The organism is Abiotrophia sp. HMSC24B09, from assembly GCF_001815865.1.
GTDB lineage: Bacteria > Bacillota > Bacilli > Lactobacillales > Aerococcaceae > Abiotrophia.
The window spans coordinates 497,951-521,356 of sequence record NZ_KV822195.1; the positions used below are offsets into that span (position 1 = coordinate 497,951).

Below are 23,406 nucleotides of genomic sequence, written 5' to 3' on the forward strand. Positions count from 1 at the left end.
GTGGTCGGGAAACCTACACTAAGTTTACCACTTGGGAGGTCTTTTTGCTTACCTCGCTGTAAGCTATCCGGAACCACCAGCATTGCTGGTGGTTTTCTCTATACAAAAAAGAGACTAGGCTAACCTAGTCTCTTTGGCTTATTCTGCTTGATCTTGTTGATGAATTTGGTTGAGTAATTGATCAATGCGATTTCCGTAGTCTACAGAACGGTCACGTTCGAAACGGATTTCAGGTGTCTTGTAGAGCTTGAGAACCTTGCCCAGTTCGCTGCGAACCAGACCTGTTACTGCCTTGAGCCCTGCTTCCGTCTTCTGACGCTGACCAGCCTTATCGCTGAGTGTTGAGTAGAAGATGGTCGCCTGTTGGAAGTCGCCTGTTAAATCCACATCGGTAATGGTCACCCCTTCGATACGCGGATCTTTGGCTTCGCGTAGCAAAATGCGGTTGACTTCACGCATGATTTCTTGGCGTACACGGCCTACACGATAGTTTGCCATAGGCTTGCTCCCTCCTAGCTACGTTTGACTTCAACCATACGGTATGGTTCGATGATGTCGTCAATCTTAATGTCGTTATAGTTTTCAATCATAATCCCGCACTCAAAGCCCTTAGTAACTTCTTTGGCATCGTCTTTGAAGCGTTTGAGACTAGCTAGTTCGCCTTCATAGATGACAATGTTGTCACGAATAATCCGAACCTTGCTGTTACGTTGGATGAAACCATCCAAGACATAAGAACCTGCAATGGTCCCAACCTTAGAAACGACGAAGGTTTCACGAACAACCACTTGACCGGTAATTTCTTCCACGTATTCAGGATCTAGCATACCCTTCATGGCTGTTTCAATCTCCTCGATGACATTATAGATAATGCGGTGGAGACGAATATCGATTTCGTTATCGTTGGCCAAGGAACGCGCTTGTGGCGTAGGACGTACGTTGAAGCCGATAACAATGGCACCTGAAGCTTGAGCCAGGGTAATATCACTTTCGTTGATGGCCCCTACCGCTTGGTGGATAATGTCCACGCGGACGCCTTCAACATCAATCTTCTGAAGACTAGCGGACAAGGCTTCAACGGACCCTTGTACGTCCCCTTTGATGATGACATTAACAGATTTGAGCTCGCCTTCTTGCAGGCTCTCGAACAAGTTGTCCAAGGTCACCTTCTTCTTAAGGTCACGCATAGCCAACTGAGCACGTTTAGCACGTTCTTCACCTGCTGCACGAGCAGATTTTTCGTCTGGGAAGACTACAAAGAGGTCACCCGCTTGCGGCGCGTCATTTAAACCAGTAATTTCAACTGGTGTTGCTGGGCCTGCTTGGCGAATACGACGGCCAGCGTCGTTGACCATGGTCCGGACTTTACCGTAGGCATTCCCGACGACGATTGGATCGCCAACATGAAGGGTCCCTTGTTGTACCAAGAGGGTTGCAGTTGAACCTTGAGACTTGTCTAAACGGGCTTCGATAACGGTCCCGATAGCCAAGCGTTGAGGATCAGCCTTCAATTCTTCCACTTCAGAAACTAAGAGAATCATCTCTAATAGTTCTTCAATGTTTTGATTGAACTTAGCAGAAATTGGCACGAAGATGGTTTCCCCACCCCATGCTTCTGGAATCAAACCGTGCTCGGTTAATTCTTGCATGACACGATCAGGATTAGCCCCTGGCTTATCAATCTTGTTAATGGCAACGATGATTGGAACATCAGCCGCTTTGGCGTGGTTAATTGCTTCAACCGTTTGAGGCATAACCCCGTCATCCGCTGCCACCACGATGATGGTGATGTCAGTAACATCCGCACCACGGGCACGCATGGTGGTGAAGGCCTCGTGACCAGGCGTATCCAAGAAAGTAATTAACTTGTCGTTAATCTTAACTTGGTAGGCCCCGATGTGCTGAGTGATCCCGCCAGCTTCACCTTCGGAAACGTTGGTATTACGCAATTGGTCCAAGAGAGTGGTTTTACCATGGTCGACGTGACCCATAATGGTCACAACTGGTGGACGTGTGACTAAGTTTTCAGGCTTAATTTCTTCTTGGGCGAAGTGACGTTCCAAGTCAGCATTATCAATGACCACTTTTTCTTCCGCTTCTACCCCATATTCCATGGCAATTAATTCGATAACTTCCTTGGAAAGAGCCTGGTTTTGGTTGGCCATAACCCCTAACATAAGAAGTTTCTTGATGATTTCACTAGCGTCACGGTGGAAGAGCTTAGCAATCTCTTGGATATTCATACCTTCCGTGTAAACTAACTTTTCTGGCAATTCCTTATGCTTACGAGCAGTAATCCCCTTGGATTCGGTCACGTTAGCATTTTGACGGTTGTGACGGCCACGGTTCTTACGGCGACTACCACCACCTCGGCGGTTAGAGTCAAAGTCTGCTTGATTATGACGTTGACTTTGGTTGTTAGGCTGTTGGCCATTATGGCGGTTACCTTCAGGCTTAGCCTTGGCTTGGCCTTCATGTTTTTTAGCAGACTCTTGGCCATGTGGCTTCTTAGCTTGCTTGTTGCCTTGGTGGGCTTGATTTTGGCCTTTGCTTTCAGGCTGTTTGTGACCTTGCTTGGCTTCAGGCTTAGCCTTAGGCGCTGGCTTGTCTTGTTTTGGCTTTTGCGTAGCTTTCTCTGCTGGCGCAGCCTTTGGTTGACGCAGTAAGCGTTCCAATTCTTGAGTTTGTCCCTCGGTCATGGAGGACATATGGCTATTGAATTCAATACCATTTTTCTTTGCCAATTCTAATACAGCCTTGGAGCTCATATTATGTGCTTTGGCAAATTCATATACGCGACTAACTGTCATTGTCTCACCTTCCTATTCCTAAGAATTGGTCAGTAGGGCTAATAGGAAAGATAGGTCTTAGCCATCCCCTGGTTGGTGATGGCCACGATTGAACGAGTCTTTCCCACAGCGTGACTGATTTGTTCTCGGTTAAATGTCATTTCTAGTGGAACATGATAGCGCTGGGACCAATCCTGATAGCGTGCACGGGTAGCGTCGCTGACATCTTGAGCACAGATGACCAAGGCCACACGCCCGCGTTTAATGGCTTTCTCGACGAGTTCGTCACCACTAATCAGGTTACCCGACCGGTTGGCCAGGCCTAACATGTTCAGTTTCTTTTGTTCTGGTGTCATAGTAATTCTTTACGCGCCTGTTGATGATCAATATAGGCATAGAGTTCATCGTAGAAGGCGTCGTCCACTTTCATACTGAAAGCTCGGTCAAAGGTCCGTTTCTTCTTGGCTTCCAAGGCAAGATTGCGGTCTAGGCCAATATAGGCACCACGACCATTTTGACGACCACTTGGATCAATCGAAATCTGCCCTTCTTTGGATTTGACCACCCGGACAAGTTCCTTCTTAGGGAACATGGTCTGGGATACAATACATTTACGCATTGGCACCTTACGTGGTGCTTGCTGTTTCTTCGTTTGCATCGGGTCCCCTCCTTCGCTCAGCCCTATTCTTCGCCAGCAGGTTCAGATTCAAGCTTTACATCTTCTACTTCAACTGCTTGGTCCAGTGTTTCAGCTGGAAGTTCTTCTGCTAAATCCTCTTGACTAGCTTCAGCTGCAGCTTGAGCTTCTAAGGCTAAAGCCGCTTGCTCTTCTAAGTAGTCAGCATAAGAAGATTCTGACTTGATATCAATTTTATAGGTCGTCAAACGAGCAGCGAGGCGGGCATTTTGACCCCGTTTACCGATGGCCAAGGATAATTGGTTATCCGGTACTACCACGATGCAGGCATGCGCTTCTTCGTTGAAATCAACCTTGAGAACTTGAGCAGGGCTCAAAGCATTTTGAATGAAGACAACTGGATCTTCATTCCATTCGATGATGTCCATATTTTCGCCGTTGAGTTCGTTAACGATAGCTTGAACACGTTGACCACGTGGGCCCACACAGGTCCCAACAGGGTCAATATTCTTGTCGCGTGAACGCACTGCAACTTTGGCACGGTCACCTGCTTCACGAGCGATGGCCATGACTTCAACCGTACCATCGTAGATTTCTGGTACTTCCTGTTCGAAGAGGCGGCGCAAGAAATCATTGTGAGCACGGCTGACCACGATTTGCGGGCCCTTGCTTGTCTTATCAACCTTGGCTACATAAACCTTAATGCGTTGATCAGGTTCAAATTGTTCGCTAGGGATTTGTTCCCCAAGTGGCATAATAGCCTCCACACGGCCAATATTGACATAGATAAAGCGGTGATCTTGACGTTCTACCGTCCCAGTCATGATTTCATCTACATATTGGCTAAATTCCTCGAAGATGTTCTCCCGTTCAGCTTCACGAATACGTTGCATGATGACGTGCTTAGCAGTCTGAGTCGCAATACGACCGAAGTCCTTAGGTGTCACTTCGAATTTGATTTTATCGCCAATTTCGTAAGCGCGGTTAATCTTGAGCGCTTCTTCTAGGCTGATTTCTAAGGTCGAATCATAGTTGGTTTCTACAACTTCTTTGACCGAGTAAACCTTAATGGTGCCCTTATTCTCATCGAATTGGACCTCCACGTTTTGGGCTTGGTCATAGTTTTTCTTATATGCTAGAGCTAAGGCAGATTCCAGGGCTTCCTTAATGACTTGGCGAGAAATCCCCTTTTCTTCTTCTAAAACCTGCATTGCTTTAACAAGTTCCTTACTCATTGTCTATCCTCCAGTAGTCTATTAGAACTTAATAGCCAGACGCGCTTTGGCGATGGCTTGGCGTTCGATTTCTAGTTGTTTTTTGACAGTTTTAATTTGGACAGTCAGCGTAACTTTGTCATCTGTCACAGCTTCTAAAGTCCCTTCATGGCTCTTAGCACCGTGTTGTGGCGCATAGTAGTCTAAATGCACATACTCACCTATTGCCTCTCGCAAGGCTTGATCAGTTTTCAATGGCCGTTCCGCCCCTGGTGATGAGACCTCTAAGAAATAAGCCTCAGGAAATGGATCAGGCTTAATACTATCCAGATGTTCGCTGATTTGCTCACTGATGGCCGCACAGTCATCAATGTCAATCCGTCCTGGTTTATCCGCATAGATGCGAAGGAACCAAGACTTACCTTCCTTGACATATTCCATGTCAACCAAGTAGCAGCCGTTGGCTTCTACTATCTCGGTAATGGCTGGTGTCACCTTATCTAAAATTGCACTCATAGTTCACCTCATTCTCTCATGCAAAAAGAGCAAGCGTCACCGCTCACTCCTTTCCAACTTGATTTCGACTGTATTCATTATACCATAAAGAGCCTAAGTGTCAAGCCTTTGGGCTTAGTTACTAGGCGCGCACCCCAATTTGACGCTCCTTAACATGGATGAACTCCGTCACCATCTTGCAGTAAGGTGTATCAATGCCTAAGTCGGCCCCCATACGTGCAACAGCCCCATTGATGTAGTCAATTTCAGTTAGGCGTTTTTGTTGAACCAGATCTTGGTGCATAGATGGGTAGTGACCTGCTAACTTAACAGATAAGTCCATAAGGTACTGGTAGATTTTCTCTTCATCCAGGACAATGCCTTTGGCTTCGGCTACGGTGATGAACTCGTGCATGAGTTGACGAACAATTAAGCGCCCCTCTTCCGAAGAGAAGAATTCTGCGATAGTACAATCTGTTAAGGCACAAGTAGAGTTCATGGTCCCATTGACACAGGCCTTAGTCCAGATAGCCTTAAAGACTTCTTGGTCATATGTCGCATTAAGCCCAGCATGGTTAAGTAGAGCTTCTACCTCTAGACCAACTTCTTTACCGCTTGAGTCAAGCGCACAGAAATTAATGGTCCCGGAATCTTTGAGACGAACTTGCCCCGGACCAAGAAGGACAGCAGTCCAAACGGTTACCCCCATCATAATATTGTGTGGATCCACGTATCGTTTAATGACTTCTTCATGTCCTAAACCATTAAGTAAACAGAAAACCTTGGTGTGCTGATCACGTAAGTGAGCAGTTTCCTGCAAGGTTGTCTCCAATTGGTGGGCTTTGACGAAAAGAATCATGAGGTCACAGACAGGCGCATCCTGACCAAAAGGCCGAATATCTAAGGCTACCGTCTTGTCTTGGTCACCGGTAATAATTAGGCCTTTTTCTTTGATTGCTTGAATGTGGTCTTGCCAGCCATCGAACAAGACAACTTTTTGGCCAGCTTCAGCCATTTGGTAGCCGAAACGGCAACCCATTGCGCCGGCACCTACAATATAGGTTAACATAACAAGTCCCCTCCTATGTAAGTTTATTAACTAACTTCATTATAGCACTTTTTAGGTAAGAAAAAAAGACGCAAATCCTGCTATACAACAGAATCCACGTCAATAAAGTCTTATTTTTCTAAGATTTCTTTTTCTTTTTCAGCCGTTAATTTTTCGATTTCTTTGACGAAGTCGTCTGTTAACTTTTGAATGTCTTTTTCCAGACCTTTTAAATCATCTTCGGTGATTTCCTTGTTCTTCTCTGCCTTCTTAGCATGGTCAATGGCATCACGACGGATGTTACGAACACGGACCTTAGCCCCTTCTTGTTCCTTACCAACGGTTTTAGCCAATTCTTGACGACGCTCTTGAGTCAAGGCAGGAATGACCAAACGCACCACAGACCCATCGTTAGATGGCGTAATGCCCACATCACTCATTAAGATCGCTTTCTCGATATCCCCTAGGGTTCCTTTGTCATAAGGGGTAATCAAGAGCATACGCGCCTCTGGAATGGTGATGGATGCTAATTGGTTGAGGGGAGTTGGCACGCCATAGTATTCAACACTAATACGGTCTAAAATGCTGGCATTAGCACGCCCAGCCCGAATAGAACCTAACTCGCGTTGGTAGGCGTCAACGGTCTTTTGCATACGTTGCTTAGTATCTTTGATTAATTCAGTAGTCATTGAGACAGCCTCCTGCATATTTTGTACTAACTTATTATAGCATATTTAATCAAGCTTGAGTATAGCCTATTTTATCCAAAAAAGAGCGCCCTAGAGACTAGGAGACGCTCTTAAAAATCATTATTTGCCGCCAACGACCGTCCCGATGGATTCACCCAAAACTACCCGACGAATGTTACCAGGTTCATTCAAGTTGAAGACAACCAATGGAATATCGTTATCCATGCTGAGCGAGCTAGCGGTAGAGTCCATAACCTTTAGACCCTTAGCAATAACATCTAAGTGGGACAAGTTGTCGAACTTAGTTGCATTGGCATCCTGGCGTGGATCAGCATCGTAGACACCATCCACATTGTTCTTAGCCATCAAGATAACGTCTGCGTTCACTTCCGCAGCGCGCAAAGCGGCTAGAGTATCAGTTGAGAAGTAAGGGTTCCCGGTACCTGCTGCAAAGATAACCACGCGGCCCTTTTCTAAGTGGCGGATAGCACGACGACGGATAAATGGTTCCGCAATTTGGCGCATATCGATTGAGGTTTGAACCCGAGTTGGCACGCCATTGTTCTCCAGAACATCTTGTAGGGCTAAGGAGTTCATAACAGTCGCTAACATGCCCATGTAGTCAGCTTGCGCCCGTTCCATGCCCATCTCAGCCCCTGTAATCCCTCGCCAAATATTGCCACCACCGACAATAATAGCGATTTCTACGCCTAGGGCGTGAACTTCTTTAATTTCCTTGACCATTTCTTTGATGGTTGCTGGATCAATACCAAAGCCAGATTGTCCAGCCATGGCTTCGCCGCTTAATTTCAAGACGACACGTTTGTATTTCGGTTCTACCATTTTCCTTACTCCTTACCTTGATTTGCCTGAAGAGTCCGTTTTTCAGAAAAAGCCCCAATCACTTGGGGCTTAGTCAATTAGACGAGCTTATTTACCCATTTGGGCAGCCACTTCGTCTGCAAAGTTATCTTGACGTTTTTCCATACCTTCGCCGACTTCATAACGGACAAAAGTTTTCACTTTGCCGCCCTTAGAAGCTACGAATTCAGCAACTGTTTGGTCAGGATTCTTAACGAATGCTTGTTCAGTTAAGCTGATTTCAGCTAAGTATTTGTTCATACGACCTTTAATCATTTTCTCAACGATGTTAGCTGGTTTGCCTTCGTTGAGGGCGATTTCGGTTTGGATTTTTTCTTCGTGTTTGTAGTCTTCTTCAGATACATCTTCACGGCTTACGTAACGTGGGTTAATCGCTGCAACGTGCATGGCAACGTCTTTAGCAGCTACAGAATCGTCAGAACCTTCGATAACAGTTAAGACACCAATACGGCCACCCATGTGGAGGTATTCACCAAAAGCATCGCCATCAGCTTTAGATAATACTTCGAAACGACGAAGAGAAAGTTTTTCACCGATAACGGTTGTACCTTCTAAGATTAATTCTTCGATTGTCTTGTCGCCAACTTTAACAGCTAAAGCTTCTTCCATAGTAGCTGGTTTTGCTTCAGCAATAGCTTTAACAACAGTTGCTACTAAAGCTTGGAACTTGTCGTTCTTAGCCACGAAGTCAGTTTCAGAGTTCAATTCGATTAAGGCAGCAGTGTTGCCGTCTACATAAGTAGCAGTAACCCCTTCAGCTGCGATACGGTCAGCTTTTTTAGCAGCTTTAGCTAAACCTTTTTCACGCAAGAAGTCTACCGCTTTGTCGATGTCGCCTTCAACTTCAACTAAAGCTTTTTTAGCGTCCATCATACCGACACCAGTCATGTCGCGTAATTCTTTTACTAATTTTGCAGTAATGTTTGCCATTTTGTGTATTTCCTCCTCAGGTCTTATAAAAAACTGTCTCAACACAGGTCCCTAGCTTTGAGCCTATGGTTATCCTCCTGAATTAAGACAGTTCATGCTTATACTAAGTTAAGTAACGCTTAGGCTTCTTGGCCTTCGTTTGATTCAAACAAGTTGTCGAAGAAAGCTTTGTCAGTTGATTCTTCAGCGACAGCTTCTACAACCCCTTGGTTGCTTTCGATAACAGCGTCAGCCATAGCACCAGCGATTAAGCTGATAGCGCGGATAGCGTCATCGTTAGATGGGATTACTACGTCGATTTCGTCTGGGTCACAGTTAGTGTCGACCATAGCAACGATTGGAATGTTTAATTTTTGAGCTTCTTGAACCGCGATGCGCTCTTTACGTGGGTCCACGATGAAGATAACATCTGGAATTCTTGGCATGTCTTTAATCCCGCCTAAGAATTTCTCTAAACGCTCTTGTTCCTTACGGATTTCGATAACTTCTTTCTTAGGAAGTACTTCGAAGGTCCCGTCTTCAGCCATTTTTTCGATAGCTTTCAAACGACGGATACGGCCTTGGATAGTATCCCAGTTAGTCAAGAGACCACCCAACCAACGGTGGTTGATGTAGTATTGACCTGAACGTACTGCGTGTTCTTCAACAGCTTTTTGAGCTTGTTTCTTAGTACCTACGAAGAGTACTACACCGCCGTCAGCTGCTGCTTCACGCATGTAGTTGTATGCTTCGTCAACTAATTTAACGGTTTTTTGTAAGTCGATGATGTAGATACCGTTACGTTCTGTAAAGATGTAACGCTTCATCTTAGGGTTCCAACGACGAGTCTGGTGACCAAAGTGTACACCAGCTTCTAATAATTGCTTCATAGAAATTACTGACATTTCTATACCTCCATTTGGTTTAATATTTTCCTCCGAACGTGTCACCTAGCAAGGAAACTTGGTCATCCAAGCACCGTCCTCACTATCAACGAACGTGCGAATTGGTGCATCAGGTGATGCAACCTTATATAATATACACCATCCCATCAGAAAAAGCAAGGCCTAAGTTAGGTCAAACCTTGCTCTATATCTCGAATTGTTCAACTAAATATCTGTTGGCTAAGCGCTAGCCGTTGGACCTTCATGGTTGCGGTTCGTGGAATCTCTCCCCACTCCAAGATAATTGCTTGGTTGAGGTGAGGCATATCCGCAGTCAGATCCCACCACGCTTGCCAATCCATGGTCATGCCATCGTTGACTGCAATAACTGGCTGGGCATAGCCCTTTGGGTCTCTAATAATGACTGCTTCAGCCAAGAAGTCCAATTTATCCAATAGCACATCCTCTATTGCCAGTGTGCTAGGCACGGCCTCCACTAGGTCCACTTGGCGATCTTGAAGAAAGAGATGGCCCCGTGCATCTAGATAACCGTAGTCCCCACTATCCCACCAGTCACCATAAACATTTTCAGCAAAGCGTCTTTCTTCTTGATAGTAAGTCAGCGCTCTGCCCTTTGAATAAAGTTGGATGTGTCCTGGCAGACCTTGCTTGACTGGATTACCCTCAGCATCACATATTCTTGCCTTGGTTAAGTCGCCCAAGCCTAGTCCCATGTCTCTAGCTTCAAGATTCGCTAAAGTTCTTAAGCGATGACCTCTCAATATCATAGGCCCACATTCACTTTGTCCGTAGACCTGTAGGAAGACAGGATGATTGGCCTTAGCCACCTTCAAGAAGGACGCCATGGTATCGCCATTAATGGCGTCAAAGGTCGAATGAAAGTACTTAGTCTCCTTGAATAGTTCCGGTTTGTCTTGCGCTAGACCACGCCATTGGACAAAGTGATTAGGATGAGTTTCCACAGCATATGGTGGATGTGCTCTGAAAGCAACCTCCACTGAAGCTAGGTCAGGAGTCGATAACGGCATCATGGGAAAGCCCAAAGACATAAGGCTGGAAACTCCAATATTGAAGCGAGAATGAACCGGACTGACTAGGAAGCTACACAGCTTTCTCTCCTGAATTTGGTCTAGGACCCGCTTCTGCCAGAGGGTTCGCCAGCCCATGCTTAGGCAAGAGTGACAGATAAGCTTTGGAACTCCTGTTGTGCCCGAAGTATGCGTCATATAGGCAATGGCATTTAAATCCATCTTAGCTGGCTCGAGTACTTTCACAGTATCAGCCACTAGAATCGAGTCAAGACTTAGGTAGCTTGAGCTATCTGGAATGGCGAGCTGCGAAACAGTTTTCGCTGTTACCTTGTCGTAAATTAAAGCATGACCTGGTCCCAGTCTTTGACCAAAGACCTTTATAACGTCGGCACCTAAGTGATAGGACACCATAACCGGTACCGCACCAAGTTTAGTCAAGGCAAGAGCTAAAAGGTAGGTATCAAAAGCAGGCGCCTTATAGACCATGACCTTAGTGCCAGCCTTAATACCTAATCTTGCTAACTGCTTAGCACGTCGATCAATGGATTTTAAAGCATCCTGATAGCTAGTTTCAAGGCCTAATTCCGGGAAAGCAGCTAAAGTCTGATCAAAATAAATAGGAACATGAGGCCATTTGCGACTAGCAGTCGCAAAGTTATCATAGAGATTGAGAGGCTCATAATCAAATCGCGCCATGCTCTATTTCCTCACTTTTGGCTTGTGGGTCTCCTTCTTCTTCTACTTGCTTATCTTCAGATTTACCTGGCAATAGGGCGTCAGGAACTAGATTCTTGATGAAGCTTGTGGCACTATCTATCTTGCCTTGGACGACTTCCAAGAAGTTGGCATTTGTTTCATCCCCCTGCTCCTTATAGATGGCTTGGAGCTGAGAGAATCCTTCTTTTAGCAAGTCACTATCCTCTGTATCACGGATTTCACGTTGTAGAGAGATAAGAAACATGAGGAAATTGTCGCCTATCTCATTCAAGGTTTCAATACCTGTAGCCTCAAAAATGCCAAATATGGCACCGAAGAATTCTTCTAACTCTTGGGCAGAATGCTGGTCAACCCATTGACCAAGGGTAGCTTGAAGACGTTGACTCCCTGGGGTTACCGACTCTACTTCCTTGAAACTCACCTTATCAATTTGCCAGTTCTCTAGCAGGTGTTGCATCATGCTAATGCCTTTGCAGGCGACCACCTTGGCTTGAACTGTATGGAAGAGAATCTGACTGACCACCGCATCCTCTGGCTGGAAGGCATGAATCTTGGACTCAATGGCCAAATAGCCCTCTGTCTCTAGAAAATCCCTTTGGTAACCCGGCCCGTCATAAGCATAAATGGCTGACACTTGATTCTGTAGCATTTTATCAAGTTGACTAGCGGCATAAATTGCTAAGTTGGCCCCTTTGGAGTGACCGGCTATAATATATTGACCATCAAATTCAGTCATGACTTTGGTCAGGTATTCTCTAGCAGCATCCTGAGCCGGCACCTGGGTTTGGTGGCTCATATTGAAGTCTTCTTTCCAACCTACAATCGTTTCATCTGTCCCACGGAAGACTACCAAATAGGTATTAACTTCCGGAATATAGAAGGTTGCCGCCGCAAACTGCTTCTCTAACTTGAGGTCTAAGTCGGATTGAAAGCCGAAAATCTGAATATTACGATAGCGTGATGCTTGGGCTGCAGCCTTGGCTACCTCAAGCCGTCCCTTGGAAATTAAAAAAGGATTTTCCTCTTGAATTTCTTTTTTGTCTTGAGCAAACTGCTGGTAAAAATCCATCACAGAAATGGCTTTTGATTCGGATATAACATGACTGACATAATCATCTAACTTGAGATAGACCATTTCAACCATAACTGCAATATCTACCTCATTAAGAGGTTGGAGCTCAAAATCAACATGGCCGATATTCTTAATATACTGTTTAAAATCTGACATTTAGTCATCCCTCTTTTCTGGACATAGTAATCCTACTTTCATCCTAGCACTTTAAGCAATAAAAGCAAGTTTCCTGATTATTTTGTGTCTAACTATACACAAAAAGAGGCAGGAATCACTTCCTACCTCCATTCCATATCATTTAGATTGATGCTTTGGTTTGAGAATCTCACTATAAATAACCGCATCCTTAAGGTTCTTGCGATTGAGCTTGGTGAGTTTAGAACCACGCCCTGTATGGTGGTGATTAGAAGCACCTATACGTTCAAGTTGAATGGCATCTGCATCAGATTCGGCCAAGGACCAATCTTGGTCACTGTCACCCCACCGATCAGCCAAGGAAGCTTCCATTTGAGCTTGGGCCTGATCAAACTCAACCTCGTCCAACATAGACTGGTCAGCTTCGCCTTTTGCTTGTAAGAGATTATCCGCCTCAATTTCCTCAGCACCTAGAGCTTGGTCTAATTCTTGGTTAAGATAATCAATCTTATCTTCTAATGAGGCTCTCTCCTGATCAGTGAGATTAGGATCCTGAGCTGCAGCCATGAGCACATTCAATTGAGCTGACAGATTTCTTAGTGAATACTGAGGGTCTACTTGAGGCATTGGGTTCTGGCGGAATCTTGCTTGCTTGCCCGCCGCATTATCACGAATCATGTCCCGAATTTTAGGAATGAGGAAAGACGCAAGGAAAATCAGCAAAAAGATATAGCCTCTCATTGGTTAACTCCCCTTTCATCATGACTTAAGTGTCCTATTCAGAAATCACTGTGTCGCCGGCTGGTTTTTCATCCTTAGCAATGGATTCACGCATGGCAGTATCGGCTTGGATATTTTGTAATTGATAGTAATCATGAATGCCTAGGTTGCCTTTACGGAAAGCTTCGGCAATAGCTAATGGCACTTCAGATTCTGCTTCAACCACTTTAGCACGCATGCGTTGTACTTCGGCCAACATTTCTTGTTCTTGGGCAACCGCGAAGGCACGACGTTCTTCAGCCTTAGCTTGAGCAATCTTCTTGTCTGCTACAGCTTGGTCAGCTTGCAATTTAGCCCCGATGTTACGGCCCACATCAACGTCCGCAATATCAATGGATAGAATCTCAAAGGCAGTCCCTGAGTCTAAACCTTTACGTAAAACAGTTTGGGAAATAGAGTCTGGGTTCTCTAGGACAATGGAGTGCTTAGCGGCACTACCTACGGTCGTAACAATCCCTTCACCAACACGGGCAATGATGGTTTCTTCACCAGCACCCCCGACTAACCGTTCAATGTTGGCGCGAACGGTCACTTTGGCTTTGGCCTTAACTTCAATCCCGTCCATAGCGACACCCGCAATAATTGGGGTTTCAATTACCTTAGGGTTAACCGATACTTGAACGGCTTCAAAAACGTTACGCCCTGCCAAATCAATAGCAGCTGCTTGTTCGAATTCCAAGTCAATATTGGCACGTTGAGCCGCAATTAAGGCATCAATGACCATGTTGACATTCCCACCTGCTAAATAGTGGGCTTCAAGTTCATTTGTATTAATGACTAAGCCTGCTTTGGTTGCCTTAATCATTGGGTTAATAATCATTTTTGGCACAACCCGCCGCAAACGCATCCCGATTAAATTCCCAATCCCCACTTTAACACCAGAGAAGTAGGCGGTAATCCATAAACCTACTGGTACAAAGCGGAAGAAGAGGCTAATCAGTACTAATAAGACGATAATTAATAAACCTAATGGAATCCATCCATTCATTATGCTTCTCCTCCTTTTCTAACAACAAGTGTCCCTTGGCTGACAGCTTGAACCGCAACCGTCGCCCCTTGACTAATAAAGTTGTGGGCACTTCGCGCCTCATAGACTTGGCCATCCACTTCAACCTTACCAATCGGCTTCAAATCCGAAATAGCATGACCTGAGTGGCCAATGAGTGGGTGATCGGCGCTAGCTGCCTGGTCTCCTTGTCTTCCTCGAGCATGAGAGTTAATCTGCGCATCTAGAATTAAGGCTTCATTGACCTTAATAGACAGGCCAAACTTCAATAGGACGAAGAAGACGGTCACACTGACAAGTCCAATCCCGAAGAGTAAGAGCCAGGTCTCTTGCCAATTCTGTGTATGGTATTGGAGTACCAAGCCCATGACAACTGAGCCAATAAGGCCTGCAAAACCTGTTTGTGGTAAGTAGAACTCTAAGATGACCATGACTACCCCAACTGAGAAAATGATAAAGGGTAAGAGTCCATCAGACTGCCAAGCTTCAAAATACCAAGCAAAGGAAGCTAATGCTAAAAGTGCTGTCGGCAACTTCTGCTTGAAGAAGAGCGTGGCCGTCGCAAAAGCAACCCCCAACAAGATAAGTAGATACACGAGTTATTCCTCCTCTCAAGTTTCTAAGTCTATTATAGCACTTTCACTAAAGCTTGAAAACTATTTACACAAGGTTACGAATTCGATTCTTCAGAAGATGAGAGCTCTTCAATTGGTCTAGCATCTTTGGCCTCGCTAGGAAGCTCAAATTTCATATCTGAGACCTTATTATGGCGACTAAAGGAAATTTTAGCATGCTGGATTTGAGGGCTCCCTTCTATTTGGGTCTCTACCTTCAAATCAAGTGATTGGAGATAATGTTCCTTTTTAGAAACCTCTACAGTCAAACTAAACTTGCCTTGCCTTTCATTTGAGTCTGTCCCCGTCAAATCCATTAGCAAGTCTCTTGACAAATCACCAAGGAGGCCAAGGTCATGGCCTTGCAATTTCAGCAAGTAACTTGTTTCCGATTCTTCAACGGTCATTTTTTCAGTTAGCTTTTTGTCTGCTAAGACTGTCAGCAGGCGCTGGTATTCTGGTTTGATATCCTCTGTTTTAGCTGTCGATACCGTGTACCATTGGCTATTGAGACGCCCATAAAAGGTTTTGTCATTCAAGCTCTTTATGATTTCAACGAAACGTCCATCAGGATAGCCATGATCTAGAATACCAAAGTAATGAAGACCAATTATTTGCCCAACCTTATCATAGGCCATGTCACCTTCTAAGGCTGTGACATTGGTCTTGTCATCAGATAGGATAATTTTCTCGAAGGACATGAAAACCGAAGAAAGTAGCCGCTCTCGCCATGCTTCTTCCATAATTTGACTAGCCTTAGGAGAGGACTCACGACTTTGGCTGGAGTCAGTAGCGTCACTTGTTTCATCACTTGATTCAGTCCTATCAGAACTGCTGTCCTCTTCCAAGACAGCCTCTTGCGTCCATGGAGCCAAGGTCAGATCTTTCTCGGAGACTTGATTAATATCTGCTATCGATAGCTCTGCGGACCGCTGTTCTTGATCGTCTTGATAGTAATAGTTTAACCGCTTAAGATTAAAATCCTTCTGGTCGATGACAAGCTCAAGACTACTTTTTTCTTGGCCTACTTTATCACGCCCAATACTAAAGAGGAAAAGGTGGGTTAAGGACTGGTCCTTGTCACTAATGTAGACATGATAACTCGAATCTTTAAGTTCAACCTTAGCGTATGGGGCATCAAGTAAAATAATGGACGTAAGAATATCCTGGTAATTGACATAGGCAAAGGGAGAACTTATCTGCCTATAGCTAGCCTGATTAGCCTCTGATTTCGTATACAAAAGATAGTCATCTTGAGCTTTCTTAGTCAAAAAATACTCAAATTTAAGTATGCCAGCCAAATTGAATTCTTCATGATTAAAGGAAAGAATCGGCTCACTCTTCTGGTCATCACTGACTTCAAATTTATTCCAAGCTATATACGCATCTTCACTTGGCACAGAAAACTCCTTAGTTTTTCGAGAGGTCTTTGCGGTGAGTTTAACACTTAAAACCTTTTGTCGCGCTTGCTCTAGCTTATCCTGTAATTCAGGGAAGGTCATACGCTCAGTCTCTTCAGATATCAGTGAACTTCCCTCACTTGCTTTAGAACTTTCCTCAGAGGTAGCATCTAAAATTGGTGGGCGTGCAGCGACACTTTGGCCCATATAGTTGACAAGAAAACTTAATCCTAAACAGCCAACTAACAAATGCTTAGTCAAATGTTTCATCTTATTAACCTCCTTACCTACGAGTGCTTAAATCAAAGGATAAAATTGATAGTTCGATTATAACATAAAGCCTTTACAGTCACCAAATAATCCTATTAAAATAGCGAGAGCAGCCATGCTCTCGCTATCTGACTTATTCAAGAATAGTCAAGGTCTGACGTTTCTCACGCATGAGGACATCTCGACCCAATAATTTGTAGAGGGTCGCTGCTAAAGGAATCCCCAGAATCATGCCTGAAATACCCATTAAGCCACCACCGACTGTGAAGGCCACTAAGACCCAGAGACCTGGTAACCCAATAGAACCTCCCACCACACGTGGATAGATTAGGTTCCCTTCCAGTTGCATGATAATGATGACCATGACCAGATAAAAGAGCGCCTGGCTTGGTGAAACAGCCAATAGCATCAAAGTCCCTACTGCTGCAGAGATATAGCCACCAATAATAGGAATTAAGGCCATAACCCCAGCAATCACTCCTAACATACCCGCATATGGCAGATTGAAGATGCTGGCAGCAACAGTGACTAGGCTGCCCAGAATGATGCCTTCCAAGGTCATCCCCACGAAGAAATTGGTGAAGGATTCATTCATTAGGCGAATAATATCTAAGAGAGTCTGAGCGTGGCTAGGTTTCAAGTAGGCCATAATGAGCCGCTTACCTTGTAGTAAAAGACGTTCCTTAGACCCCAAAATATAGAGGGCAACCATCAAGGACAGGATGGAGTTAATAGTATTAGATGCCACCCCAGTAATTGTAGTAAAGGTAATGTTTAAGAAGTTAGAAGACAAGCTGTTAAGAACTGTTATGGATTGTTGAATCAGGCTGCCCCAGTTGATATTAAGCTGTGACATAAGGGTCTGCAGCTGAGGAAAATAAGCATCATACTCTTCAATCGCCTTCTGTAACCAAGTGCTGACACTTGGAATTACCTCAATAAAACGACTAATAGCGGTCGATAACTGCGGTAAGACTAGGACAAGAATCATAATAACCGCCAAGACAAAAGTCAAGAGGGATAAGAGCATAGATACTGGTCGCTTCAGTTCCTTAATCAACGGCATTTTTACCTGTAACTTAGACAAAAGCCTTTCGTAGCGAACCATAAGTAGATTCAAGATGTAGGCAAAAATAGCCCCGTTAATAATTGGTCCTAAAGTCTTATAGATTGAGCCGACTAAGCCCATAATGGAATTCCAGTTCCATACAACCAAGACAATGAGGGTGATTAAACCAATGTATTTCATAATATATTTATCGTAGCGTGCCATAGCGCTCCTCCTAGCAATCCTAATCAAGCAATAAGTCATTGGGAATGTCAAAATCACGAGAGATTAACTCTTTATGCTTAATTTTACCTTACGCTAGGCTAGAAAGAAAGTCAAGTAAATAAGAAGGCCTTGCACATTAAAAAAGATGACTAAGTTAACTTAGTCATCTTACTCGCCCTTATTCTTGATTAGGTTTTGATTCAAAGACCAGGTGGTCATCTTCTAAGTGCACCATCACATGCGAGTTAGCTTGTATGTCCCCGGCAATGATAGCCTTAGCTAATGGCGTTTCTAATTCACGCGTCATATAGCGCATGAGTGGACGTGCCCCGTAGACTGGATCATAGCCATTATGAGCTAACCAAGTGGCTGCTTGATCATCTAGCTCTAGACTAATATCTTGGTAAGCCAAACGTTCTTGCAGACTCTTCAAGAGTTTGAAGACAATCTTATTCATGTGGCTTTGTGCCAATGGTGTAAAGAGTACGGTGTCGTCAATCCGGTTGAGGAACTCTGGCTTGAAGTGTTGACGCAAGAGTTGTCGGACTTGAGCCGCTGTCTCTGGATTGATGCTGCCATCGTCCTCTACTCCTTCTAACAAGAGGCTTGAGCCAATATTAGAGGTCATAATCAGCACTGTATTCTTGAAGTCAACAGTCCGTCCTTTAGAGTCGGTCAAGCGACCGTCGTCAAGAACTTGGAGTAGAATATTGAAGACGTCTGGGTGGGCCTTTTCAATTTCATCTAATAAGACGATGGTATATGGTGTCCGTCGCACGGCCTCTGTTAATTGGCCCCCTTCTTCATAACCTACATAGCCTGGAGGAGCCCCTACCAGACGAGAGACATTGTGTTTCTCCATATACTCGGACATATCAATCCGGACCAGATGGCTTTCTGAATCAAAGAGGGTTTCTGCTAAGGCTTTGGCTAACTCTGTCTTCCCTACCCCAGTAGGTCCTAAGAAGAGGAAGGAACCGATTGGACGGTTAGGGTTTTGTAAGCCTGCACGAGAACGTAAAACTGCTTCCGCTACCTTATCAACTGCCTCGTCCTGGCCAATGACGCGTTCATGTAGGGTGTCGCTAAGCTTAAGTAACTTCTCACGTTCACCTTCCACCAGTCGATTAACCGGAATTCCTGTCAATCGCCCTACAACCTGCGCGATTTCTTCGTCAGTCACTGATTCTTGGGTCAGACGTTCATGACGTGGTACCGTTTCTTTGGCTTCAAGTTCTGCTAGTTCCTTCTCTAATTGCGGAATCTTACCATGGCGCAGGACGGCTGCTTGTTCCAAATCATAACTAGCTTCCGCTTCTTCGAGTTGGTGACGAGCCGCTTCTAACTCCAGGCGTTTGTCACGCATTTTGTTTGAAGCTTCTTTTTCGATTTCCCAACGCATTTTGAGCATGTTGGCTTGTTCGCGTAAATCAGCCAATTCTTCTTGTAAGTTCTCTAAGCGTTTCTTACTTGCTTCGTCGTGTTCTTTCTTAAGTGCCGCTTCTTCGATTTCAAGTTGCATGAGACGACGATTGACTTGGTCCATTTCTGTCGGCATAGAGTTAATTTCCACCCGAATGGTAGCACAGGCCTCGTCGACTAAGTCGATGGCCTTATCAGGTAAGAAACGATCGGTAATGTAGCGATTGGACAGGATAGCCGCCGCCACCAAGGCGTTGTCATGAATGTTAACCCCGTGGTGGATTTCGAAGCGTTCCTTGAGTCCCCGTAAGATAGAAATAGTATCTTCCACGGTCGGCTCTTGAACAAGTACCCTTTGGAAACGACGTTCCAAAGCCTTATCCTTTTCAATGTTCTCACGATATTCGTCTAAGGTAGTGGCACCAATACAGTGCAACTCCCCACGCGCCAACATCGGTTTGAGCAAGTTACCGGCGTCCATGGCACCGTCAGTCTTACCAGCCCCCACAATCAGGTGAATCTCATCAATGAAGAGCAAGACTCTGCCTTCTGACTGTTTCACTTCCTTAAGAACGGCCTTGAGACGTTCTTCAAATTCACCGCGATACTTGGCTCCGGCAATCAAGGCCCCCATGTCAAGGCTGTAGATTTCCTTGTCTTTGAGGTTTTCAGGTACATCGCGTCTTACAATACGATGGGCTAAACCTTCGACAATGGCAGTCTTACCAACACCTGGTTCCCCAATTAAGACTGGGTTATTCTTAGTCTTACGTGATAGGATTCGGATGACATCCCGAATTTCTTCGTCACGTCCGATGACTGGATCTAGTTTATTCTCTCTTACGGCTTGGACAAGGTTTGTGGCATACTTGGCCAAAGCTTCATAGGTTTCTTCTTGGTTTTGTGAAGTCACGCGTGATCCTCCTCTCAATTGATCGATACGTTCTTTTAATTTAGACTCACTGATATCATGTTGATTCAAGAATTGAGTCAAGGGATTGCCCTTTTGCTGATAGAGAGCAAGAAGAATGACCTCAGTTGATAAAAATTCATCCTTATTGTCCTTAGCAATCTGATTAGCTACTGCAAAAAGTTGGTTAAGTCGTTGACTAATGGCTTGGCCATACTGGACATTGCTTCCTGATACGACACTGATTGCGTCAATCTCCTTGTTGACTAGTTGGCGAAATTCTTCCATAGGAACGCCAATTTCTTCATAGAGACGTGCCGCAAATTCATTAGGTTGAATCAGAACATGCCAGAGATGAGGAATATCAATTTCCTGATGTTGCCGGGTGATGGCAATCTGTTGCGCTTGACCCAAAGCTTCTTGCATGGTTGTTGTCATTTTTTCAATCATCTTAGCACCTTCCTTTATAGTTGTTTGGTCAAAAATAGTCAGTGTTTTTAGTGTTTAATAATAGCCCAATCTTGGGCACATTCTTAGTATAGACCAAAAGTCAAAAAAGGTCAAGAGTTTTCTCTGACCTTTTTTGACTTTAAACTTTTCTTAACCTTTTAAGCCAGGTGTATAGTTGTAAATATTGCTGAAGCCCGCTGCTTCGAGACTTTGTGCCACACGGCGTGACTTAACACCTCGGTTACAGTAAACCGCAATTGGCAAAGTCTTGTCTCTATCAGCTAAATCCGTCAAGATAGTTTCCTCAGGATGATGAAGTGCTCCCTCCATATGACCTTCTTCATAATCCTCTTGAGACCGGACATCAATGACTAATCCCTCCGGATTTTGTGCTTTGAAATCCTCAACGGCCTGTAAATCTGCTAACTCACGCATAATATCCCTCCTATAATTTAACGCCTAAGGCGATACGGGCATAGCGACTCATACGACTTGGGTCCCAAGCTGGATACCAAACCAACTCAACCTTAACTTCTTTAATTTGGTCAATCTTAAGCAAAGCCTGTTTGACATCATTGATGATAACGTCTGCTAAAGGGCAACCAATTGTGGTCAAGGTCATCTGAACTTCACAGACCCCTTCTTCGCTTAAATCGACTTCATAAACCAAGCCAAGATTGACGATATCAATTCCCAGTTCTGGGTCAATCACTTCTTCCAAAGCGGTTTGAATCTGGGTCTGTAGTTTTTCTGTTAGTTCTTGACTCATGGTCACAAGCCCCTTTCCTTGGCAATTACTCTTTCATTGTAAGCTATTTAATAGAAAAATCAAGCATCTTGCCTGTCATTAGGAGTTGAAAGCCAAGGCAGAAATGGCTATACTAAGATGATAAGGAGGATTTCCATGCAAGCCTATCTCATCGCCATTGATTTAGATGGCACAACCTTAAATAATCAATCACAATTAAGTCCCTATACCATTCAAGTATTGCAACAAGTACGGGATATGGGACATCTCGTTGTCATCGCTACTGGGCGACCTTACCGCAACAGCCAACAATTTTACAAGGCAATTAACCCTCAGGCGCCCATTCTTAACCTTAATGGAGCTTATGGCCACTATCCTGGTCGTTCCAACTGGCAAGCACGCTATGAAGCAGAAGTCCCAAGAGAACTAGCCCTTAAAATTATGGATCAAAGTCGTGACTTGGGTGTTTCCTTGGTCTGTGCTGAAGGACCTGGCTATGTATTTGTTTCTAGCTACGATATTCCAGATAGCCCCTTCTTCCAAGTTGATCCGAATGATTTGACTTTGATGACACCAGAGAGTTTGACCTTTGGCCCGACATCACTCAGTGTCTTTTCTACTGCTGAGACCCAAGAGCCGATTAAGAAATTACTATTAAAAGAATACGGCCATACGGTGGATATCGACACTTGGGGTGGTAGCCTTCCTTTTTTAGAAGTTGTCCAAAAAGGAGTTAACAAAGCCTATGGGATTGATCGACTAGCAAAGTTCTACCATATTCCTAACTCTCATATTATGGCCTTTGGTGACCAACACAATGATTTGTCTATGATTGCTTATGCCGGCCATGGTGTAGCCATGGCAAACGCCATTGAGCCTCTTAAGGCAATCGCTAACGATATAACGACTTACACCAACGACCAAGACGGCTTAGCCCGTTACTTGGTTGATTTCTTCCAATTATAAGTATTTGTCTCTCCCTCAATTGGGGGAGCTTTTTTATAATCACAAACTAAAAAAACTCAGAGCTCAAGCTCTGAGTTTTTACGCATTTAGGGTTTGCGTCTATTGGTCGCACTAACTTAGTTACGACGACGTACTGGAGAGATGACATAAGTCGCTGCTAATAAGAGACTTAAGCCAGCCAAGCCAGTTAAAATTGTATCTTGTTCACCAGTCTTAGGTAATTCACGCTTACCAGAAGGAGTTGGTGGGGTTGGAGGTTTCTCATTGGCAGTGTTATAGTTAATAATCTTAGCTGAAGTGGCAGTAAGATCCTCAACCTTCCATTCATATCCGCCTTCATTAGATGGATCTAACTCATCAACAGTGTAGACACTTGGTGTAGTAGTCCCATCTTGATAGAGTGGTAAATCAGTCCAAACAACTTGACCGTCTTCTTTTGGCACATCACGAAGTTCACCATAAGCTTGGCCGTCACGTTTTAATTGGAACTTAGCATTTGGACGCTTCATATCAGCACCAAACCCACGCCATTGCTTGTTAACGGTAAAGTTGGTTGTTTTGTTTTGAAGTGTGTTAGTTACAGTCACAGTGCTTGCTGTTTGATCAGCATAGGTCGCTGCATATGGTGAATCCACTGCTTGTACTTCTTGAACAGTGTAGACACTTGCTTCATTCTTACCTTCTTGGTAGTAAGGTAAGTTAGTCCAAGCAACTTGACCATCAACTGTTGGAACAGCTTGCGGTTGGCCATAAGCTACCCCATCACGGTAGAGTTGGAATTGAGCTTGAGGGCGAACTGAAGAATCTTTATCGCCTTTCCAAACTTTACTTGCAACAAAACCGGTTGTCTTGAAGGTGTTAGTTACAGTCACACTACCATTAGCATCAGAAGTGTAGGTAACTTCATAGCCATTTGGTGTTTCAGTTAATTCTTCTACAGTGTAAACAGAAGCCTCAGTCTTACCATCTTGGTAGTATGGTAAGTTAGACCAAGTTACTTCACCGCCTGCTTGTGGTACGTCTTTGGCATCGCCATAGTTAGCA

General features: G+C 44.5%; 23 protein-coding genes. 1 reads left to right on the forward strand and 22 read right to left on the reverse strand.

What is annotated here, in order from left to right; genetic code table 11:
- Positions 1-138: 138 nt before the first annotated feature.
- From rbfA to HMPREF3093_RS03585, 21 genes are all read right to left on the reverse strand, one after another.
- Positions 139-498, reverse strand: a complete 360-nt coding sequence (gene rbfA / locus HMPREF3093_RS03485) for a 30S ribosome-binding factor RbfA (protein WP_070755617.1) — start codon at positions 496-498, stop codon at positions 139-141.
- A 14-nt stretch (positions 499-512) separates the two neighbouring features.
- Positions 513-2,810 carry a translation initiation factor IF-2 gene (gene infB / locus HMPREF3093_RS03490; RefSeq protein WP_070755618.1) on the reverse strand — a complete coding sequence of 766 codons (2,298 nt, stop codon included), beginning with the start codon at positions 2,808-2,810 and terminating at the stop codon, positions 513-515.
- Between the two features lie 38 nt (positions 2,811-2,848).
- Complete coding sequence (locus HMPREF3093_RS03495; RefSeq protein ID WP_070755619.1) at positions 2,849-3,145, reverse strand: L7Ae/L30e/S12e/Gadd45 family ribosomal protein; 297 nt, start codon at positions 3,143-3,145, stop codon at positions 2,849-2,851.
- A complete protein-coding gene (gene rnpM / locus HMPREF3093_RS03500) occupies positions 3,142-3,447 on the reverse strand; it encodes an RNase P modulator RnpM (RefSeq protein WP_070755620.1) in 306 nt (101 codons plus the stop codon). Before rnpM ends, HMPREF3093_RS03495 begins: the two co-directional genes overlap by 4 nt.
- Positions 3,448-3,470: 23 nt before the next feature.
- Positions 3,471-4,661, reverse strand: coding sequence for a transcription termination factor NusA (gene nusA, locus HMPREF3093_RS03505; RefSeq protein WP_070755621.1), 1,191 nt, complete (start codon positions 4,659-4,661; stop codon positions 3,471-3,473).
- 21 nt (positions 4,662-4,682) lie between these two features.
- Positions 4,683-5,156 (reverse strand): ribosome maturation factor RimP, encoded by a 474-nt coding sequence (gene rimP / locus HMPREF3093_RS03510; RefSeq protein ID WP_070755622.1) that lies wholly within the window; start codon positions 5,154-5,156, stop codon positions 4,683-4,685.
- A 121-nt stretch (positions 5,157-5,277) separates the two neighbouring features.
- Positions 5,278-6,204, reverse strand: coding sequence for a 2-dehydropantoate 2-reductase (locus HMPREF3093_RS03515; protein WP_070755623.1), 927 nt, complete (start codon positions 6,202-6,204; stop codon positions 5,278-5,280).
- 110 nt (positions 6,205-6,314) lie between these two features.
- The gene (gene frr, locus HMPREF3093_RS03520) at positions 6,315-6,836 is read right to left on the reverse strand and encodes a ribosome recycling factor (protein WP_373690453.1); all 522 of its coding nucleotides are present in this window, start codon (positions 6,834-6,836) and stop codon (positions 6,315-6,317) included.
- Between the two features lie 156 nt (positions 6,837-6,992).
- Positions 6,993-7,715: a UMP kinase gene (gene pyrH / locus HMPREF3093_RS03525; RefSeq protein ID WP_023392068.1), complete on the reverse strand. Its 723-nt coding sequence runs from the start codon at positions 7,713-7,715 to the stop codon at positions 6,993-6,995.
- A gap of 87 nt (positions 7,716-7,802) precedes the next feature.
- Positions 7,803-8,684 (reverse strand): translation elongation factor Ts, encoded by an 882-nt coding sequence (gene tsf, locus HMPREF3093_RS03530; protein WP_035364288.1) that lies wholly within the window; start codon positions 8,682-8,684, stop codon positions 7,803-7,805.
- Positions 8,685-8,803: 119 nt separating this feature from the next.
- Positions 8,804-9,568, reverse strand: coding sequence for a 30S ribosomal protein S2 (gene rpsB / locus HMPREF3093_RS03535; protein WP_035364286.1), 765 nt, complete (start codon positions 9,566-9,568; stop codon positions 8,804-8,806).
- 200 nt (positions 9,569-9,768) lie between these two features.
- On the reverse strand, positions 9,769-11,295 hold the full coding sequence (locus tag HMPREF3093_RS03540; RefSeq protein WP_070755624.1) for an AMP-binding protein: 1,527 nt from the start codon (positions 11,293-11,295) through the stop codon (positions 9,769-9,771).
- Positions 11,282-12,544 (reverse strand): Mbeg1-like protein, encoded by a 1,263-nt coding sequence (locus HMPREF3093_RS03545; RefSeq protein ID WP_070755625.1) that lies wholly within the window; start codon positions 12,542-12,544, stop codon positions 11,282-11,284. The genes HMPREF3093_RS03540 and HMPREF3093_RS03545 overlap by 14 nt, the downstream gene beginning before the upstream one ends.
- A gap of 138 nt (positions 12,545-12,682) precedes the next feature.
- On the reverse strand, positions 12,683-13,264 hold the full coding sequence (locus tag HMPREF3093_RS03550; RefSeq protein ID WP_070755626.1) for a hypothetical protein: 582 nt from the start codon (positions 13,262-13,264) through the stop codon (positions 12,683-12,685).
- Between the two features lie 34 nt (positions 13,265-13,298).
- Positions 13,299-14,291, reverse strand: coding sequence for a flotillin-like protein FloA (gene floA, locus HMPREF3093_RS03555; protein ID WP_070755627.1), 993 nt, complete (start codon positions 14,289-14,291; stop codon positions 13,299-13,301).
- The gene (locus HMPREF3093_RS03560; RefSeq protein WP_070755628.1) at positions 14,291-14,905 is read right to left on the reverse strand and encodes an NfeD family protein; all 615 of its coding nucleotides are present in this window, start codon (positions 14,903-14,905) and stop codon (positions 14,291-14,293) included. Before HMPREF3093_RS03560 ends, floA begins: the two co-directional genes overlap by 1 nt.
- A gap of 74 nt (positions 14,906-14,979) precedes the next feature.
- Positions 14,980-16,593 (reverse strand): DUF6612 family protein, encoded by a 1,614-nt coding sequence (locus tag HMPREF3093_RS03565; RefSeq protein WP_070755629.1) that lies wholly within the window; start codon positions 16,591-16,593, stop codon positions 14,980-14,982.
- A gap of 133 nt (positions 16,594-16,726) precedes the next feature.
- The gene (locus HMPREF3093_RS03570; protein WP_070755630.1) at positions 16,727-17,866 is read right to left on the reverse strand and encodes an AI-2E family transporter; all 1,140 of its coding nucleotides are present in this window, start codon (positions 17,864-17,866) and stop codon (positions 16,727-16,729) included.
- A 178-nt stretch (positions 17,867-18,044) separates the two neighbouring features.
- Positions 18,045-20,648, reverse strand: a complete 2,604-nt coding sequence (gene clpB, locus HMPREF3093_RS03575; RefSeq protein WP_070755631.1) for an ATP-dependent chaperone ClpB — start codon at positions 20,646-20,648, stop codon at positions 18,045-18,047.
- 150 nt (positions 20,649-20,798) lie between these two features.
- Entirely contained in the window at positions 20,799-21,083 is a 285-nt protein-coding gene (locus HMPREF3093_RS03580) for a rhodanese-like domain-containing protein (protein WP_070755632.1), read from the reverse strand.
- Between the two features lie 10 nt (positions 21,084-21,093).
- The gene (locus HMPREF3093_RS03585; RefSeq protein WP_070755633.1) at positions 21,094-21,417 is read right to left on the reverse strand and encodes a metal-sulfur cluster assembly factor; all 324 of its coding nucleotides are present in this window, start codon (positions 21,415-21,417) and stop codon (positions 21,094-21,096) included.
- 135 nt (positions 21,418-21,552) lie between these two features.
- Here HMPREF3093_RS03585 and HMPREF3093_RS03590 point away from each other — a divergent pair, with 135 nt between their 5' ends.
- Entirely contained in the window at positions 21,553-22,362 is an 810-nt protein-coding gene (locus tag HMPREF3093_RS03590; protein WP_070755634.1) for a Cof-type HAD-IIB family hydrolase, read from the forward strand.
- 116 nt (positions 22,363-22,478) lie between these two features.
- On the opposite strand, the gene HMPREF3093_RS03595 is transcribed toward HMPREF3093_RS03590, so the two are convergent.
- The coding region (locus HMPREF3093_RS03595) for a Cna B-type domain-containing protein (protein ID WP_143227640.1) at positions 22,479-23,406 on the reverse strand (928 nt) is incomplete at its 5' end.